Source organism: Stenotrophomonas sp. TWI1183 (genome assembly GCF_039673115.1).
In the GTDB taxonomy this organism is placed as follows: Bacteria; Pseudomonadota; Gammaproteobacteria; order Xanthomonadales; family Xanthomonadaceae; genus Stenotrophomonas; species Stenotrophomonas maltophilia_AA.
In genome coordinates this window covers 60,126-75,146 of sequence record NZ_JBDJKZ010000012.1, presented here as the reverse complement: position 1 = coordinate 75,146, position 15,021 = coordinate 60,126, and the positions used below count along the sequence as shown (strand labels likewise).

Sequence of the window (15,021 nt, the reverse complement as noted above, 5' to 3'; positions counted from 1 at the left end):
ATGCAGCGCGTGCGTATCGCCGAGCGCAGCCAATGGCGCGCCCGGGCCGAAGAGTCGGGGTTCCGTTTCCACACCATCGATGGCCTGCCGTACTGGGATGAAACCGCGTACTACGCCTTCACCCTGCGTCAGATCGAACAGGACATCGAGGATCCCAGCGCCGAGCTGCATGCGATGGCGATGGATCTGGTCGACGAGGTGGTGGGCAGCCAGCAGTTGATGGACCAGCTGGCGATCCCGCCGCAGTTCCGCGACTGGATCGCCGACAGCTGGCGCCGCCGCGAGCCGCATCTGTATGGGCGGCTGGATTTCGCCTACGACGGCAGCGGCCCGGCCAAGCTCTACGAGCTGAATTACGACACGCCCACCTCGCTGTTCGAGGCCTCGTTCTTCCAGTGGCAGTGGCTGGAGGACCAGCGCAACCAGAACCGGTTGCCGCCGGATGCCGATCAGTTCAACGCGATCCATGAGGCGCTGGTCGAACGCTTCGGCGAACTGGCCGCGCAGTTGCCGCCGCCGCTGTATTTCAGCGCGGTCGGTGCTTCGGAAGAAGACCAGGGCACCGTCGCCTACCTGCGCGACTGTGCGGCCCAGGCCGGCCTGCGTGGCGACGCGATCGCGATCGAGGATATCGGCCTGTCCGAGGACGGGCGCTTCACCGCGCTCGACGACACCGTGATCGGCAGCCTGTTCAAGCTGTACCCGCTTGAGGACCTGATGACCGAGTCGTTCGGCCAGGCGCTGCCGGCCTCGGGCGTGCAGCTGCTGGAACCGGCCTGGAAGGCGATCCTCAGCAACAAGGGCGTCCTGCCGCTGCTGTGGCAGCGTCACCGTGGCCACCCGAACCTGCTCGCCGCCGAATTCGACGACGGCAGCGAGCTGCCGCGCGGCTGGGTGCGCAAGCCGTTGTTCTCGCGCGAGGGCGCCAACGTGGCCATGCACCTGGCCGACGGCAGCTGGCAGGAAAGCGAAGGCCCGTACACCGGCCCGGCGATCCGCCAGGCCGCGCATCCGCTCACCGCGTTCGATGGCGCTTATCCGCTGATCGGCAGTTGGATCGTGGGCGACCAGGCCTGTGGCATGGGCATCCGCGAAGACAACAGCCGGATCACCCGCGACAGCGCCCGCTTCGTTCCGCACGCGATCATCGACGAAGCGCCGACGCGTATCTTCGTCTGATGGCTGTGCAGCGCCGGCCCGGCTCGCGCGGGCGCACAACACCTGTTGCCGGCCGTCACTTCGATGACGGCCGCAGCCTGCAGGCGTTTGCCGATCGCGTGGCTGTACGCTGCCACCGCTGCGATACGCCTGGCTGGGTGCTGGCGAGCTGGGCACCGTATCGCTGGACCGCACGCTTCCGCTGCACCGGTTGCAGCGCGGCATTGGACAGCGTCGACAACCCCTGGGTGGGCCCGGTCCGCCTGGATGGGCGTCGGCCCTGTGGCCACTGCGGACATCAATGGCTGTCCGTACACCAGCACCGACCATCTGCGACCACCGGGGTGCCGGGCACGTTGCCTGCGGAGTGCGCGCAATGCGGGCGCAGCAGCGAGGTCAGCGTCACGGTACGCCCACTGCGCGCTGGGGACCCGGCCGATCCGCATTTCGGCCTACCCCTGCGCCTGGTCGAGCCGACCCGCGCCGGTCTGCTATGGGCGTACAACACAGCGCATCTGCAGGCCCTTCTGGATTACGTCAACGCGTCACTGCGCGAAAGCCGTGGCGTGCATCGTTCAATGTTCTCCCGCCTGCCGGGGTGGATGAAGCTTGCCCGCAATCGTGCGGTCGTGCAGAAGGCGATAACGCGCCTGATCGTCAGCGCCCGCATCGCTGCGTAGCTACCGACCGTTGGTCGGTACGCGTTACAACAACCCATCCCGCTTGACCGCCAGATAGCGCTCCACCAGCGCCCCGGGCAGTGCCTCGGCGGTGACATCCAGCACCATCACCCGATGGCTGCGCAGCGCGTCATGCGCGTCGCTGCGCTGCTGCAGGTAGCGGGCGATCGCACCGGCCTGGGTGGCGTCCTGCAGGGTCTCCACCGGCTGGGCCAGCGCATCGTCCAGCGCGCGCTCGCGCAGGCTGGCCACGCACACCAGGTGCTGGCGCTGCAGCAGGTGTACGGCCGCGAGCAGGTCTTCGATGTCTTCATCGCGCACGTTGGTGACCAGCATCACCAGCGAGCGCCGGCGTTGCCGCAGCGAAAGTTCGGTGGCCGCGGCGAGGTAATCAGTGGCGACCGGCTGCGCCTGCAGGTCGTAGCTGGCGCGCAGCAGAGTATCGATCGTGCCCATGCCGCGTTTCGGTGCGACCCAGCGGCTTTCGCCACCGGCGGCGAACAGGCCCACGCCGTCGCCCTGGCGCAGCGCGAGGTAGGAGACCACCAGCGCTGCGTTGAGCACATGATCGAAGTGCGACAGGCCGCCTTCGCTGGCCATCATGCGCCGGCCGGTGTCGATCATCAGCACCAGCTGCTGGTTCTTCTCGTCCTGGTACTCGCGTGAGATCAGCTTGCGCGCCCGCGCGGTCGCCTTCCAGTCGATCTGGCGCAGGCTGTCGCCGATGCGGTATTCGCGCATCTGGTGGAAATCGGTGCCTTCGCCGCGACGGCGCTTGAGGTGGGCACCGACCAGGCGCGAGGCCTGTTCGGCACTGAACAACGCAAAGCGGGTCAGCGGTGCGAAGTTGGGGTACACGCGCACCGTCATCGCCGGCGGCAGCTGCCGCCGCTGATGCCACAGCCGCCAAGCGCTGTGCACGCGCAGGTGCACGCCCTCGAACACGAAGCGGCCACGCGCGGTGGGCGTCAGCCGATACGCCACGCTGCTGCTGACCATCGGCTTGAGCGCCAGCGCACGCGGCAGGCCCTGCAGGGCCCACCCACCCGGCACCAGATCGAACACCTCCACGCGCTGGTGCCGGCTCGATTCCAGCCGCAGCGTGGCCTCGCGCTCGACGTTCAGCGCCAGCGACTCCGGCAGCGCGCGGTGCACGCTGGGCGAGGGCTGGCGGCGCAGGCGCAGCAGGTCCACCAGTGCGATCAGGCCCACGCCGGCACCGATCGCCCACCAGGCCGCGTGCGGCCAGGCACCGAGCACCACCGGCACGCCGAGCAGGCCCCAGCCGGCCAGCAGTGCCAGCAGCAGCGCGCCCGGCCTCATGCCGGTCGCCCGCGATGGACGGCGCGCGTGCTCATTTGCGTGGTGCGTCCACCTTGGCCAGCAGTGCGGTCAATGCATCGTCGGCGCTTTGTCCTTCGATCTGCAGTTCCGGTGCCAAGGCGATGCGGTGGCGCAACGCCGGCTTGGCGATGTCGCGCACGTCGTCGGGGGTGACGAAATCACGGCCGGACAGCACCGCCTGCGCACGCGCCGCACGCACCAGCGCGATGCTGCCGCGCGGGCCGGCACCGAGCGCGATACCCGGCCACTGCCGCGTGGCGGCGACGATACGCACCGCGTAGTCGATCACTTCCGGATCGACCGTGATCGCCGCGGTCGCCTGCTGCAGCGCGACCACCTCGGCCCCGTTCAGCACGCGTGGCACCTGCGAGAGATCGAAGTCGGCCGCGCTGCGGCCGGTGGTGATCGCATCGACCATGCGCTTCTCGTCGTCCAGCGTCGGGTAATCGATCAGCACCTTGAGCAGGAAGCGGTCCAGCTGCGCTTCGGGCAGCGGGTAGGTGCCTTCCTGTTCGACCGGGTTCTGCGTGGCCAGGGTCAGGAACGGCGGGGTCAGTGCGAACGCCTTGCCCTCGATCGTGACCTGGCCTTCCTGCATCACTTCCAGCAGGGCCGACTGGGTCTTGGCCGGGGCGCGGTTGATTTCATCGGCGAGCAGCAGGTTGGTGAACACCGGGCCGCGACGGATCTTGAAGCTCTCGGTCTTCGGGTCGTACACCGCGTGGCCGCTGACATCGCTGGGCATCAGGTCCGGGGTGAACTGCACGCGGCCATAGTCCAGCTCCAGCGCCTGGGCGAGGGCACGCACGAGCAGGGTCTTGCCCAGCCCGGGAACGCCTTCGATCAGCACATGGCCACCGGCCAGCAGGGCGATCAGGATCTGGTCGAGCACCTCGGGTTGGCCGATGAAAGCGCGGCCGACGGCGTCGCGCACGGCATCGACGCGCTCGGACAACGGCGACGGCGACGGCGGCGCGGTCACGGCAGGAGGGGACAGCGGCGGCGGAAGCGTCGGCTCGGTCATAGCAGGTTTCTCATCTGGATCAGCAGGCGGATGCGGTCGCGCAGGCCGGCGACGTCGTGGGCAGCGGGTGGGGTCAGGGCGGTCTGCACGCGTGCGTGCGACCACTGCAGCAGGGTGGCGATGGCGTGCACCTGGGCCTCGCCGGCCAGCGCGGCGGCCGTCGGTGACCGCCGTCGCAGGCGAGCCAGGAAGGCACGGCGGACCGCGTCGTACAACAGCGGCGCTTTGCCGAAGCGCAGCAGGTGCTCGCCGCTGGCGCGGATGTGTTCCAGCAGGGAGCGGCGTTCGGCCGGCGGCGAGGGCAGTTCGCTGCCCAGCCGCTGCGCACGCTGCCACAGCCAGCCGAGCAGGGCCAGCAGCAACGGCGCCCACACCGGCCAACCGAGGTAGAACACGCGGTTCCACAGCGAGGGCGGACGGGAGGCGTAGACCAGCCACATCGTGCCCTTGCCATGGTTCGGCGCCAGCACGTAGCGGGTCAGATCGCGGTGTGCCTTGTCGTGCAGGCCATCGACGATCGCGTTGGCAGCATTCGGGGGGACCGCCGGGTTGGGTCGGCCCTTGCCGTGCATGAAGGCCATGTCGGCCAGCACATCGATGCGGCCATGGCCGTGGCGCAGGCGGGCGAAGACCCGGCTTTCCTCATCTCCCCAGCCCCGCTCGAGCGTGATGCCGGTGGGCGGCGCGACCGCGAAGCGGCGTCCGTTGCAGAACTCGACATGCTGCGGGTCATCGCGCACGTGGAACGGCTGGCAGTCGCTTTCATGGCCTTCGCTGTCCACGCCGAGCGCTTCCAGCAGCGGCCCGTTGCGCGCCTCGTCCTTGCCGATCGGTGGCGTGCGCACGATCAGATGCCCGCCGCGTGCCACCCAGGCCATCAGGGCGGCCACCGCGGGCGCGGGGACCTCCGCACTGTCCTGCAGCAGCACGACGGTATCGCCCGGCGCCAACGGCATGCGGGTCAGGTCCAGGCGCGGCCGCGACTGCACCGTGAGGCCGTCCGCACGCAGTGCCTGGCCGAGCACATACAGCGGGTTGTAGCTCGCTTCGCCCTGCGGGGGCAGGCGTTCCACCTCGGTCACCCGCTCGTGCGTGCGCAGGAACAGGATCGCCAGCGGCACCGCGATCACCAGCAGCACGAGGCCAACCAGCAGCCAGCGCAGGCGCGCGCTCATGCGCGCCACCCGAACTGGGCCTGCAGCGTGGAGGCCAGCGAGTCGAAGTCGTCATCGGTCGGCAACTGGCCCGCATAGGCGGCGTACTGCCAGACCCGCACGATGCGCGCAAACAGGCTGCGGTCGGCCTCGACCGGCATCCGTCGCGAAGCGCGCAGGCACTGCGCTTCGGTGGCCCCCGGCGGCAGGCTGACCTGCGCGCGTTCGCTCATGGTGTCCACACTGGCGCGATACAACAGCGCCAGCGCCTGGCGGGGGCGTCCCTCCTGCCACAGCGCACGCGCACGTGCGGCGGGATCGGGCGGTGCCACGTCCGGTATCCGGATCGCGTCTTCCACGACCGCCGTCGCCGTTGCGCGACGGCGCTGGCCAGAGCCGCGCAGCCACGGCAGCCAGCGCGGCGCGGTGGCCAGCAGCAGTACCACCAGCAACCCCACGAACGCCCACAGCGTCCACTCGGCGATCTGTGCCGGCAACAACGGACCCTTGGCACCGCGTTGAGAGGTGCCCTTGGTCGCGGCCTCGCGCTTGGCCTTCTCGACATCGACTGCGTCGGTGTCCGTGCGCTTCCACTCGGTCACCTCGCGGGTCGGGCTCTGCAGCGGGTCTTCGTACGCGCGCTGCACGGCCTGGCGGAAGCCGGCCGTATCCACTGCTTCGCCGCCGAAGATGCCGACCGGTGTGTTGGCCGGATCGTTGTCGTAGGTCAGCGGTGGATCGTCTTCTTCGTCTACTTCTTCGCCGTCTTCGTCAGCGGCGTCGGCCGCGTCGGCCGCATCGGAGGCGGGCGCCAGGCCGTCCTCGAGCGACGGCGTGTCATCGGCCGGTGCCGCCACCGCGCCCTTGGCGTTCGACGGCGGCCCCTGCTGCGCGTGCAGCGCCGCGCCCGGCCAGATCAGCACCAGGGCCAGCATCAGCAACGGCGCCGCCTGCTGCATCCGTACACGCAGGCGCCGGAAGGCGATCTCCAGATCCCACGCCTCCATCTGCGTACGCCGGTCCAGGTACAGCCCGAAGCCCGCGCCCGCGTAGAACGGACCGATCACCGTGGCCGCGCCCCAGAACAGCAGGTTCACGCCCAGCTGCATCCACGCCGGCATGTCCTGCTTGGCCAGCTCCCACGCCGCGCGCCAGGATTCGGACAGCAGGTCCACCGGAATGAACAGGAATACCGCCGCGATGCCGCCGGCCACCAGCACGACCTCGAAGACCATGCACACCAGCGTGAGCAGCAGCGCATGCCCCAGTGCGCCCCCGGCGATCGCACGGCGACGCTGGCGCCGATGCGCCGGATCAGCACCTTCCAGCAGGTTGACCGGCAGCAGCACCGACCGCAGCGGGCTCAGGCGTCGCCAGCCGAGATAACCCCAGAAGCCCTGCCAGCCCCAGGAGCGCTGCGCGCGCAGGGTCTGCCGGGTCGTCGACGTATCGCCGAACACCCCGCGCGAGATCACGTACAGCGCGATGCGCTCGAACAGCGGCTTGAGCCACCACATCGCCAGCCAGGCCCAGCCGAAGCTGTCGGTCCACCACGCCACGGCGTTGAGCAGCACGAACACCGGCAGCGACACGGCCAGCCAAGGCGCCCAGACTGCGGCCGCATGGCGGCGCACCAGGGCCATGCCCAGCTCCATGGCCTCCCAGCCCGAGCGTGCCCGCAGCACGACGTTGAGCCGATCAATCTGCATCGGCCGCCCCGCGTCCACCGCGCCACAACCAGACGAACACCGTGGTCCACAGCACCGCGGCCACGCTGTATTTCCCCCAGGCCGGGATCGCCGCGATCGAGGACCAGAAGGCTTCGATGAAGGCGGCGATCAGCAGCATCGCCGCGACCCCCACGCACAGCTTGGCCCCGATCACGCCGCCCTCGACCAGCGCATCGATGCGCCGCCGCCGCCCGGGGGCAAGCAGTTTCATGCCCAGCTGCAGGCCGGCGCCGCCGGCGATCACGATCGCGGTCAGCTCGAACGCGCCATGGCCGGCCACGAAGCGCCAGAACGGATCGCCGTGGCCGATGTGCTGCAGATGGCCGGCGACCGAGCCGATGCCGACACCGTTGAACAGCATCACCAGCACCGTGCCGACGCCGGCGATCAACCCGAAGGCGAACGTGCGCAGGCCGATGCTGATGTTGTTCATGATGTAGTAGCCGAACATCGTCCAGTTGGTGCCGCTGTCGCGGCCCAGGTTCGGCGAGGCCGGATCGTACATGCGCTCGAATTCGGCGATGCGCGCGTTGTCCAGCAGCAGGTGGATCAGCTCCGGGCGCCACAGCACCAGCGCGAAACTGCCCACCAGCGGCACCACGAACAAGGCCGCGGCCACCCACATGCTGCGCGCCTGGCTGCGCACCAGCTGCGGGAAGTCGGCGAACAGGAAGGCGAGCGCGCGCTGCCACTGCGGTCGCGGCGTGCGGTAGAGCAGGGTGTGGCCCTGCTGCATCAGCTGCTGCAACCGCGCGACCAGCTGCGGGCTGTAACCGCGTCGGCGCGCCAGTGCCAGCTGCTGGCACAGGCGGCGGTAGCGCTGCGGGAAATCACCGTCGTCCAGGCCTTCGGGGGCGGCTTGCCGGCGTGCCTGCCGTGGATGCTCGCCGCGCTGGGTCAGCCACTGCTCCAGCGCCTGCCATTCGGCCTGGTAGCGGGCGACGAACTGTTCCTGTCTCATCGGCGTCCCAACAGCCAGTTGGCCATCGCATACAGGCGCAGCACGCCGACCTGGCCGCGGCTTCCGGTGAGCGGCGCGGCGATATCGGCCAGCTCCTGCTGGCGCGGGGTCGACAGCCGCGGCGCACGCTCGGCGAAGGCGACCACGGCCGCCTGCTCGGCCGGCTGCAAGGGGTGCGGTGGCACCAGCACGCTGCCGACCGGCACGCTGCCGCCCAGCGGCGGCGCACCCTGGTGGATCACCACGGTGCCGGCGACCAGATCGCCGAGGCGGCGGCCATGCGCATCGAACAGACTCGACAGCAGGCCGAGCGCGTAGCCGAACGGCAGCATGTCCACGGTGCGCAGCAGGTTGCGGGTGATCGCGCTCATCCAGCCGATCGGTCCGCCATCGCGCGCGACCACGCGCAGGCCCATGGCGCGTTTGCCCAGGGTGCGGCCCCAGCACGCTTCCTGGACGATGGTGTAGGCCCACAGCAACAGGAACATCAGGCCCAGGTAGAGGCCTTGGCCGAAGCCCCCGAGGAAGGCCAGCGGAATGCTGAGGATCATCAGCGCGCCGATGCGGATCACGAAGTCGATCGCCCAGGCCAGCGCACGCGGCAACGGACCGGCCACGGGCAGGTGCAGGGGCACGCCTTCGGGGGTGATGACCTCCCGGTAGGTGTCCAGCATGGGCGCGCTCATCGGCGGCACGTCACGGTGGATCGTACGGAAGGCCACAGGGGACGCCGGATTCCTCTCCGGTCTGCCAGCGGGGGCATGCGGGTCTCGACTGCTTCCTGGTCGGCTGAGGACTTTACCGCAATCAACCGCGGTACTGATCCTTCAGGCGCACATAGTGATCGGCCGAGTAGTGCAGCGACTCGATCTCCTTGTCGCTGAGCCTGCGCGCCAGCCGCGCCGGGTTGCCCAGCCACAGCTCGCCTTCGCCGACCACCTTGCCGGGGCCGAGCACCGCGCCCGCGCCGAGGAAACCGTGCGTCCCCACCTTGGCGCCATCGAGGATGCAGGCACCCATGCCGATCAGGCAGTAATCGCCGATGGTGCAGGCATGGATGATGGTGCCGTGGCCGACCGTCACGCCTTCACCGATCAGGGTCGGGTAGCCGCCCTTGTTGAACGGGCTGTGGTGGCTGACGTGGATGATGGTGCCGTCCTGGATGTTGCTGCGCGCGCCGATCCGCACGTGGTTCACATCGCCGCGGATCACCGTGCCCGGCCACACCGAGACGTCATCGCCCAGCACCACGTCACCGATGATCGTGCAGGCCGGGTCGATGTAGACGCGCTCGCCGAGCACGGGGAGTTTGTCGAGGAAGGGGCGGATCGGGGACATGCGGACTCCAGGCAATGACGCGCCCTGCTGGGCGCGGGGTCATGATACCGGGCGCTGTTCTTACGCGACTCTGCTGCGACGCGCGCGTTCCAGGTGCACCAGCAGCAGCGAGATCGCCGCCGGCGTCATGCCGGGGATGCGCTGGGCCTGGCCGATGGTCTGCGGCCGCACCCGTTCGAGCTTCTGCTGCACCTCGGCCGAGAGGCCGCGCACGCCGGCGTAATCGAACTCCGCGGCGATGGCGGTGTTCTCGTGGCGCTGCTGGCGCGCGATCTCATCGCGCTGGCGGTCCAGGTAACCGGCGTACTTCACCCCGATCTCGACCTGCTCGGCGACCTTGGCATCGGCCACGGCCGGCCCGAGCGAGGGCACCTGCATCAGCGTGGCGTAATCCAGTTCGGGACGCTTGATCAGGTCCAGCACGTTGGTTTCGCGGCTGACCGCCACGCCCAGGGTAGCCTCCACTTCGCGGCCGAGCGCATTGCCCGGCGTCGCCCACAGTGCACGCAGGCGCGCGGTTTCCCGTGCGACGGCATCCTGTTTGGTCTGGAACGCGCTCCAGCGACGGTCATCCACCAGGCCCAGTTCGCGGCCGAGGCCGGTCAGGCGCACGTCGGCATTGTCTTCGCGCAGCTGCAGCCGGTACTCGGCGCGGCTGGTGAACATGCGGTACGGCTCGTTGGTGCCATGGGTGATCAGGTCGTCGACCAGCACGCCCAGGTACGCCTCGTCGCGGCGCGGGCACCAGCCGGCGTCGTCGCGGGTGAAGCGGGCGGCGTTGAGGCCGGCCAGCAGGCCCTGCGCGGCGGCCTCTTCATAGCCGGTGGTGCCGTTGATCTGGCCGGCGAAGAACAGGCCGCTGACGGTCTTGGTCTCCAGCGTGTTCTTCAGCCCGCGCGGATCGAAGAAGTCGTACTCGATCGCGTAGCCCGGCCGGGTGATATGCGCGTTCTCGAAGCCGCGCATGCTGCGCACCAGCTCCAGCTGCACATCGAAGGGCAGCGAGGTGGAGATGCCGTTGGGATATATCTCGACCACGTCCAGCCCTTCGGGCTCGACGAAAATCTGGTGGCTGGCCTTCTCGGCGAAGCGCACCACCTTGTCCTCGATGGACGGGCAGTAGCGCGGGCCGATGCCTTCGATCTGCCCGCTGTACAGCGGCGAACGGTGCAGCGCGTTGCGGATGATCTCGTGGGTGCGCTCGCTGGTGTGGGTGATCCAGCAGCTGACCTGCGCCGGATGCTCGGCCACGCTGCCGAGGAAGGACATCACCGGGCGCGGGTCGTCGCCGGGCTGTTCTTCCATGAGGCTGTAGTCCAGCGAGCGGCCATCGATGCGCGGCGGCGTGCCAGTCTTGAGGCGGTCGATCACGAACGGGCGCTCGCGCAGGCGCGCGGCCAGCGTGGTCGCCGGCGGGTCGCCCATGCGGCCGGCGGCGTACTGGGTTTCACCGACGTGGATCTTGCCGGCCAGGAAGGTACCGGCGGTGAGCACCACGGCCGCCGCGCTGAAGCGCAGGCCGGTCTGGGTGATCGCACCGCGCACGGCGTCGCCTTCGATGATCAGGTCATCGACCGCCGCCTGGAACACGGTCAGGTTGGGCTGGGCCTCGACGATCTGGCGGATCGCCATGCGGTAGAGATTGCGGTCGGCCTGGCAGCGCGTGGCGCGCACGGCCGGGCCCTTGGAGGCATTGAGCGTGCGCCACTGGATGCCGGCGCGGTCGGCGGCATGCGCCATCGCGCCGCCCAGGGCATCGATCTCCTTGACCAGGTGGCCCTTGCCGATCCCGCCGATGGCCGGGTTGCAGCTCATCGCGCCGATCGTTTCCACGTTGTGGGTCAGCAGCAGGGTGCGCGCACCGCTGCGCGCGGCCGCCAGCGCGGCCTCGGTGCCGGCGTGGCCGCCGCCGATGACGATCACGTCGTAGCGGTAGAAGGAGTCAGTCATGGCGGAGGAGCTCGGGACGGGGCCGGGCGGCCCGGATCAGCCCTGGCAACAGGGCGCGGGTGGCGATTTTAGCGCCATTCGTCGGGGGCCATGAAATCAACCCTCAAGTTGGCACGTTTTCTGCAGATAACCCAATAGCACCCAGGATGGCATGCGCCTTGTGCGCAACGGACCGGAATTGGAACAGGGGCCGGTCCAAGCGCATCGTGGGGAAGCAGAGGGGCCGGCAGTCGGGGGACTGCCGGCCCTGTTTTTTTGCGGTTCCCGGCCGGGCCGGGTGGCCCAAATACAGAAGGCCCCGCCAGTAGCGGGGCCTTCTGCGTTTAAGGTGCCGACATCCGACAGGGCCGGAACAGGGGGGATCCAGATGTTCCTGGCGGATATCGACATAGAGCCGAATGTGACGCCACTTGTCGCTTTTGACACTTTGTGACCGTGGCAGTCACCGCCCGGCTAGAGTGAACCGCCGGGCGCGTGAAAATCAAGCCATCTCAGGGCTCAACTGTGCGTTGGTTCGCATTGTTGAGATTCCGCCACGGGGAGCCGTTCATCCTCGGCGCAGCCGGACGCGGGGCCTGGGCCGGGCGTGCCTGCGGCGGACGCGAGGGTCGCTGCTGCTGTTGCTGAGGCCGGCGCGGGCCACCCACCGAATCCATGTTCCGCCACGGCGAGCCGCCGTTGGTCGGACGCGGACGATCCGGCGGACGGGTCGGATGACCCCCATTGCCGTTGCCGGGACGCGGCGGCGGGCGATGATTGTGCGGCGGACGGTAGTTCGGATAGGGGCGATACACCGGGTAGCCGTAACCACCGCCATAGCCGCCGCCATAACCGTAATATCCGCCACCGCCGTAGTAGCCGCTGCCGTAGCCGTAGGGATAGCCGGCCGGGTAGCGGTACTCGACCGACGGTGCGCCGTGGTAGTAGCCACTGCCGCCACCGCCACCGCCGACATAGTCGTACGTCGCGCAGCCGGACAGGGCCAACAACAGGCCACCGGCAAGAACAAGGCGCATTTTCATGATGGGTCCCCCCAAAGGGCTGTAGGGCCAGCTTCGGCCCACGGCGTTGAATCGGCCCTTAACTCGGCCCGATCCGAATGAATGGTTGCCATGCTGACACGTTCATCAGGGCGCATGTGGCCGTGGGGCATACGTTAATCTTGCGTCATGAGCGATTCACCCTTGCCCTGTGTTGACGACGTGCTGGCGGCGGCGGCGCGCATTGCCGCGCACGCCTGCGTGACCCCGGTGCTGCGCTCGCGCACGCTGGATGCGATGACCGGCGCCACGATCTTCTTCAAGGCCGAACACCTGCAGCGCAGCGGCGCCTTCAAGTTCCGCGGCGCGTGCAATGCCGTCTGGGCGCTGGACGATGACCAGGCCCGGCGCGGGGTGGTCACCCACTCCTCGGGCAACCATGGCGCCGCCCTGGCGCTGGCCGCGCGTACCCGCGGCATCGCCTGCCATGTGATCGTGCCCGAGGGCGCCGTGGCGGCCAAGCTGGCCAACATCGGTCGCCACGGGGCCACGCTGTGGCGCTGCGATGCCTCGATCGCCGCGCGCGAAGCGATGTGCGCGCAGGTCCAGGCCGAAACCGGGGCGACCCTGGTGCATCCCTACACCGATGCCCAGGTGATCGCCGGGCAGGGCACGGCCGCGCTGGAGCTGCTGCACGCCAGTGAGGGCCTGGACATGATGGTGGTGCCGGTGGGCGGCGGGGGCCTGGCCTCGGGCACGCGGCTGGCGCTGCAGGCGGTCGCCCCGGCGGCCGGGCTGGTTCTGGCCGAACCGCTGGGGGCCGCCGATACGGCGCGCTCGCTGGCGGCCGGCGAGCGCCGCATCGATTTCACCCCCGATACCGTCTGCGATGGCCTGCGTGGCACGCTGGGCATGCCGAACTTCGCACTGCTGCACGGCGTGGCGCAGGTGATCACCGTTGCCGATGACGCCACCATCGCCGCGATGCGGCTGATCTGGCAGGTGCTCAAGCAGGTGGTCGAGCCGTCCTCGGCGATCGCGCTGGCGGCGATCCTCGCCGAACCGGCGCGCTTTGCCGGCAAACGCGTCGGTGTGGTGCTGTCGGGCGGCAACGTCGACCTGGACGCCCTGCCGTGGAGCGCGGCATGAGCCGGCGCACCGGGGTGGGGTTCTTCGGCTGGCTGTGGCGGTTGTGCATCGTGCTGGCCGTGTGGCTGCTCGGGGTCACGGCGTGGATTGTCTGGATCGGCGAGCGCGACCAGGCACAGAAGGCCGACGCGATCATCGTGCTTGGCGCGGCGGCGTATGACGCCAAGCCCTCACCGGTGTTCGAAGAGCGCATCCGGCACGGCCTGGATCTGTACCAGCAGGGCTATGCGCCGCTGCTGATCTTCACCGGTGGCTACGGCGGCACCGGCGCGCGCTTTTCCGAATCGCAGGTGGCACGTCGCTACGCGCTCAAGCAGGGCGTACCGGATGACGCGATCCTGATCGAGACGGCCTCACGCACCACCCGGCAGAACCTGATCGAGGCGCGGCGCCTGATGGATCAGCGCAAGCTGCACCGCGTGATCATCGTCAGCGATCCGCTGCACATGGCGCGCGCGCTGCGCCTGTGCCGGGAACTGGGCATCGATGCGCTGGCCTCGTCCACGCCGAGCACGCGCTTCCGCAGCTTCCACACCAGCTGGCGGTTCCTGGCGCAGGAAATCTATTTCTTCCACCGCGACCTGTTTCCGGCGTCCTAGCGCAGCGCTTCGCCGCGGTGCTGCGCCGTAACGCCGGCCCGACGCCGGCGCATCACGTCGTCCGCCGACGGATCGGGATCGCCGAGACCGGCACGGTGGCGACATCGTGGCCGCGCTCGCGGATCGGCGCGCCGCCCTCCGGTGCCCAGGCATGGGCGTAGATCACTTCCCAGCTGCTGGGCAGCTTGCCATCCTCGCGGCGCAGCGGCTCGTACGCCGCCCGCGCGGCATCGAAGCGCCCGCGCCCGGTCAGGGTGTGGCGGCGGTCCTGGCGTGCGTTGGTGGCGCCGATCGCCTGCAGCTCGCGCATCAGCGCGGTCAGGTCGTCGTAGGTCAGGGTGAACAGGTCGCGGTCCAGCACCGGATCGCGGAAGCCGGACATCATCAGCGCATCGCCGAACTGCGCGATCGGGGCGAAGCGGCTGACATGCGGCACGTCGTCGGCGGTGGCGAACGCATCGCGCAGTTCGATCAGGGTTTCCGGCCCGAACGTGGAGACCAGCAGCAGGCCACCGGGCTTGAGCGCGCGGCGGAACCCGGCGAACACCGCCGGCAGATCCTCCACCCACTGCAGGCACAGGTTGCTGAAGATCACATCCACGCTCTGGTCCAGCACCGGCAACGCCTGCGCATCGCCGCATACGCGCGAGAACGGCTTCCACCAGCCGGCCTGCTTCTTCGCCTCGCGCAGCATCGGCTGGGCCAGGTCGAGCGCGATCACCTGCGCCTTCGGCCAGCGCTTCTTCATCACGGCGCTGGCGTGGCCGGTGCCGCTGCCGACATCGAGCACCACCTGCGGCTGGCGGTTTTCCAGGTAGTCCAGCGATTCGAGCAGGCGCTTTTCCACCTCGCGCTGCAGCGCCGCGGCGGCGTCGTAACTGCTGGCGGCGCGCGAGAAGGCGCGGCGGACGTGATGGGGATCGAAGCTGGACGTCATGGGGTACTCACGGCTCA

Annotated in this window: 14 protein-coding genes; 4 read left to right on the top strand and 10 right to left on the bottom strand. The window is 69.4% G+C overall.

Going from position 1 to position 15,021, the window contains the following annotated elements:
* Positions 1 to 1,179: a glutathionylspermidine synthase family protein gene (locus ABE434_RS12470; RefSeq protein WP_346479055.1), complete on the top strand. Its 1,179-nt coding sequence runs from the start codon at positions 1 to 3 to the stop codon at positions 1,177 to 1,179.
* Positions 1,179 to 1,838: a hypothetical protein gene (locus tag ABE434_RS12465; RefSeq protein WP_346479054.1), complete on the top strand. Its 660-nt coding sequence runs from the start codon at positions 1,179 to 1,181 to the stop codon at positions 1,836 to 1,838. The genes ABE434_RS12470 and ABE434_RS12465 overlap by 1 nt, the downstream gene beginning before the upstream one ends.
* Before the next feature lie 24 nt (positions 1,839 to 1,862).
* Here ABE434_RS12465 and ABE434_RS12460 read toward each other — a convergent pair whose 3' ends face one another.
* The 9 genes from ABE434_RS12460 to ABE434_RS12420 form a co-directional block, all read right to left on the bottom strand.
* Positions 1,863 to 3,161: a DUF58 domain-containing protein gene (locus tag ABE434_RS12460; RefSeq protein ID WP_346479053.1), complete on the bottom strand. Its 1,299-nt coding sequence runs from the start codon at positions 3,159 to 3,161 to the stop codon at positions 1,863 to 1,865.
* Positions 3,162 to 3,192: 31 nt separating this feature from the next.
* Positions 3,193 to 4,206 carry a MoxR family ATPase gene (locus ABE434_RS12455; RefSeq protein ID WP_241696355.1) on the bottom strand — a complete coding sequence of 338 codons (1,014 nt, stop codon included), beginning with the start codon at positions 4,204 to 4,206 and terminating at the stop codon, positions 3,193 to 3,195.
* Positions 4,203 to 5,381 (bottom strand): DUF4350 domain-containing protein, encoded by a 1,179-nt coding sequence (locus tag ABE434_RS12450; RefSeq protein ID WP_346479052.1) that lies wholly within the window; start codon positions 5,379 to 5,381, stop codon positions 4,203 to 4,205. The genes ABE434_RS12455 and ABE434_RS12450 overlap by 4 nt, the downstream gene beginning before the upstream one ends.
* Positions 5,378 to 7,069, bottom strand: a complete 1,692-nt coding sequence (locus ABE434_RS12445; protein WP_346479051.1) for a DUF4129 domain-containing protein — start codon at positions 7,067 to 7,069, stop codon at positions 5,378 to 5,380. Before ABE434_RS12445 ends, ABE434_RS12450 begins: the two co-directional genes overlap by 4 nt.
* A complete protein-coding gene (locus ABE434_RS12440; RefSeq protein ID WP_346479050.1) occupies positions 7,059 to 8,051 on the bottom strand; it encodes a stage II sporulation protein M in 993 nt (330 codons plus the stop codon). Before ABE434_RS12440 ends, ABE434_RS12445 begins: the two co-directional genes overlap by 11 nt.
* A complete protein-coding gene (locus ABE434_RS12435; protein WP_176987885.1) occupies positions 8,048 to 8,737 on the bottom strand; it encodes an RDD family protein in 690 nt (229 codons plus the stop codon). The genes ABE434_RS12440 and ABE434_RS12435 overlap by 4 nt, the downstream gene beginning before the upstream one ends.
* A 121-nt stretch (positions 8,738 to 8,858) precedes the next feature.
* Positions 8,859 to 9,389: a gamma carbonic anhydrase family protein gene (locus ABE434_RS12430; protein WP_346479049.1), complete on the bottom strand. Its 531-nt coding sequence runs from the start codon at positions 9,387 to 9,389 to the stop codon at positions 8,859 to 8,861.
* A 60-nt stretch (positions 9,390 to 9,449) separates the two neighbouring features.
* Complete coding sequence (mnmG, locus tag ABE434_RS12425; protein ID WP_346479048.1) at positions 9,450 to 11,339, bottom strand: tRNA uridine-5-carboxymethylaminomethyl(34) synthesis enzyme MnmG; 1,890 nt, start codon at positions 11,337 to 11,339, stop codon at positions 9,450 to 9,452.
* Between the two features lie 491 nt (positions 11,340 to 11,830).
* Complete coding sequence (locus ABE434_RS12420) at positions 11,831 to 12,361, bottom strand: hypothetical protein (protein WP_346479047.1); 531 nt, start codon at positions 12,359 to 12,361, stop codon at positions 11,831 to 11,833.
* A 147-nt stretch (positions 12,362 to 12,508) separates the two neighbouring features.
* Between ABE434_RS12420 and ABE434_RS12415 the strand changes: the two genes are divergently transcribed.
* Positions 12,509 to 13,468, top strand: coding sequence for a pyridoxal-phosphate dependent enzyme (locus tag ABE434_RS12415; protein WP_346479046.1), 960 nt, complete (start codon positions 12,509 to 12,511; stop codon positions 13,466 to 13,468).
* Positions 13,453 to 14,067 carry an ElyC/SanA/YdcF family protein gene (locus tag ABE434_RS12410; RefSeq protein WP_176987890.1) on the top strand — a complete coding sequence of 205 codons (615 nt, stop codon included), beginning with the start codon at positions 13,453 to 13,455 and terminating at the stop codon, positions 14,065 to 14,067. The genes ABE434_RS12415 and ABE434_RS12410 overlap by 16 nt, the downstream gene beginning before the upstream one ends.
* 52 nt (positions 14,068 to 14,119) lie before the next feature.
* Here the strand turns inward: ABE434_RS12410 and bioC are convergent, their stop codons facing one another.
* A complete protein-coding gene (bioC, locus tag ABE434_RS12405; RefSeq protein ID WP_346479045.1) occupies positions 14,120 to 15,004 on the bottom strand; it encodes a malonyl-ACP O-methyltransferase BioC in 885 nt (294 codons plus the stop codon).
* Positions 15,005 to 15,021 lie beyond the last annotated feature (17 nt).

What these genes read in the sequence shown, in the direction of transcription:
- ABE434_RS12470 (WP_346479055.1), top strand. Translation starts at nt 1, where the DNA reads ATGCAGCGCGTGCGTATCGCCGAGCGCAGCCAATGGCGCGCCCGGGCC.
- ABE434_RS12465 (WP_346479054.1), top strand. Translation starts at nt 1,179, where the DNA reads ATGGCTGTGCAGCGCCGGCCCGGCTCGCGCGGGCGCACAACACCTGTT.
- ABE434_RS12460 (WP_346479053.1), bottom strand. Translation starts at nt 3,161, where the DNA reads ATGAGGCCGGGCGCGCTGCTGCTGGCACTGCTGGCCGGCTGGGGCCTG.
- ABE434_RS12455 (WP_241696355.1), bottom strand. Translation starts at nt 4,206, where the DNA reads ATGACCGAGCCGACGCTTCCGCCGCCGCTGTCCCCTCCTGCCGTGACC.
- ABE434_RS12450 (WP_346479052.1), bottom strand. Translation starts at nt 5,381, where the DNA reads ATGAGCGCGCGCCTGCGCTGGCTGCTGGTTGGCCTCGTGCTGCTGGTG.
- ABE434_RS12445 (WP_346479051.1), bottom strand. Translation starts at nt 7,069, where the DNA reads ATGCAGATTGATCGGCTCAACGTCGTGCTGCGGGCACGCTCGGGCTGG.
- ABE434_RS12440 (WP_346479050.1), bottom strand. Translation starts at nt 8,051, where the DNA reads ATGAGACAGGAACAGTTCGTCGCCCGCTACCAGGCCGAATGGCAGGCG.
- ABE434_RS12435 (WP_176987885.1), bottom strand. Translation starts at nt 8,737, where the DNA reads ATGAGCGCGCCCATGCTGGACACCTACCGGGAGGTCATCACCCCCGAA.
- ABE434_RS12430 (WP_346479049.1), bottom strand. Translation starts at nt 9,389, where the DNA reads ATGTCCCCGATCCGCCCCTTCCTCGACAAACTCCCCGTGCTCGGCGAG.
- mnmG (WP_346479048.1), bottom strand. Translation starts at nt 11,339, where the DNA reads ATGACTGACTCCTTCTACCGCTACGACGTGATCGTCATCGGCGGCGGC.
- ABE434_RS12420 (WP_346479047.1), bottom strand. Translation starts at nt 12,361, where the DNA reads ATGAAAATGCGCCTTGTTCTTGCCGGTGGCCTGTTGTTGGCCCTGTCC.
- ABE434_RS12415 (WP_346479046.1), top strand. Translation starts at nt 12,509, where the DNA reads ATGAGCGATTCACCCTTGCCCTGTGTTGACGACGTGCTGGCGGCGGCG.
- bioC (WP_346479045.1), bottom strand. Translation starts at nt 15,004, where the DNA reads ATGACGTCCAGCTTCGATCCCCATCACGTCCGCCGCGCCTTCTCGCGC.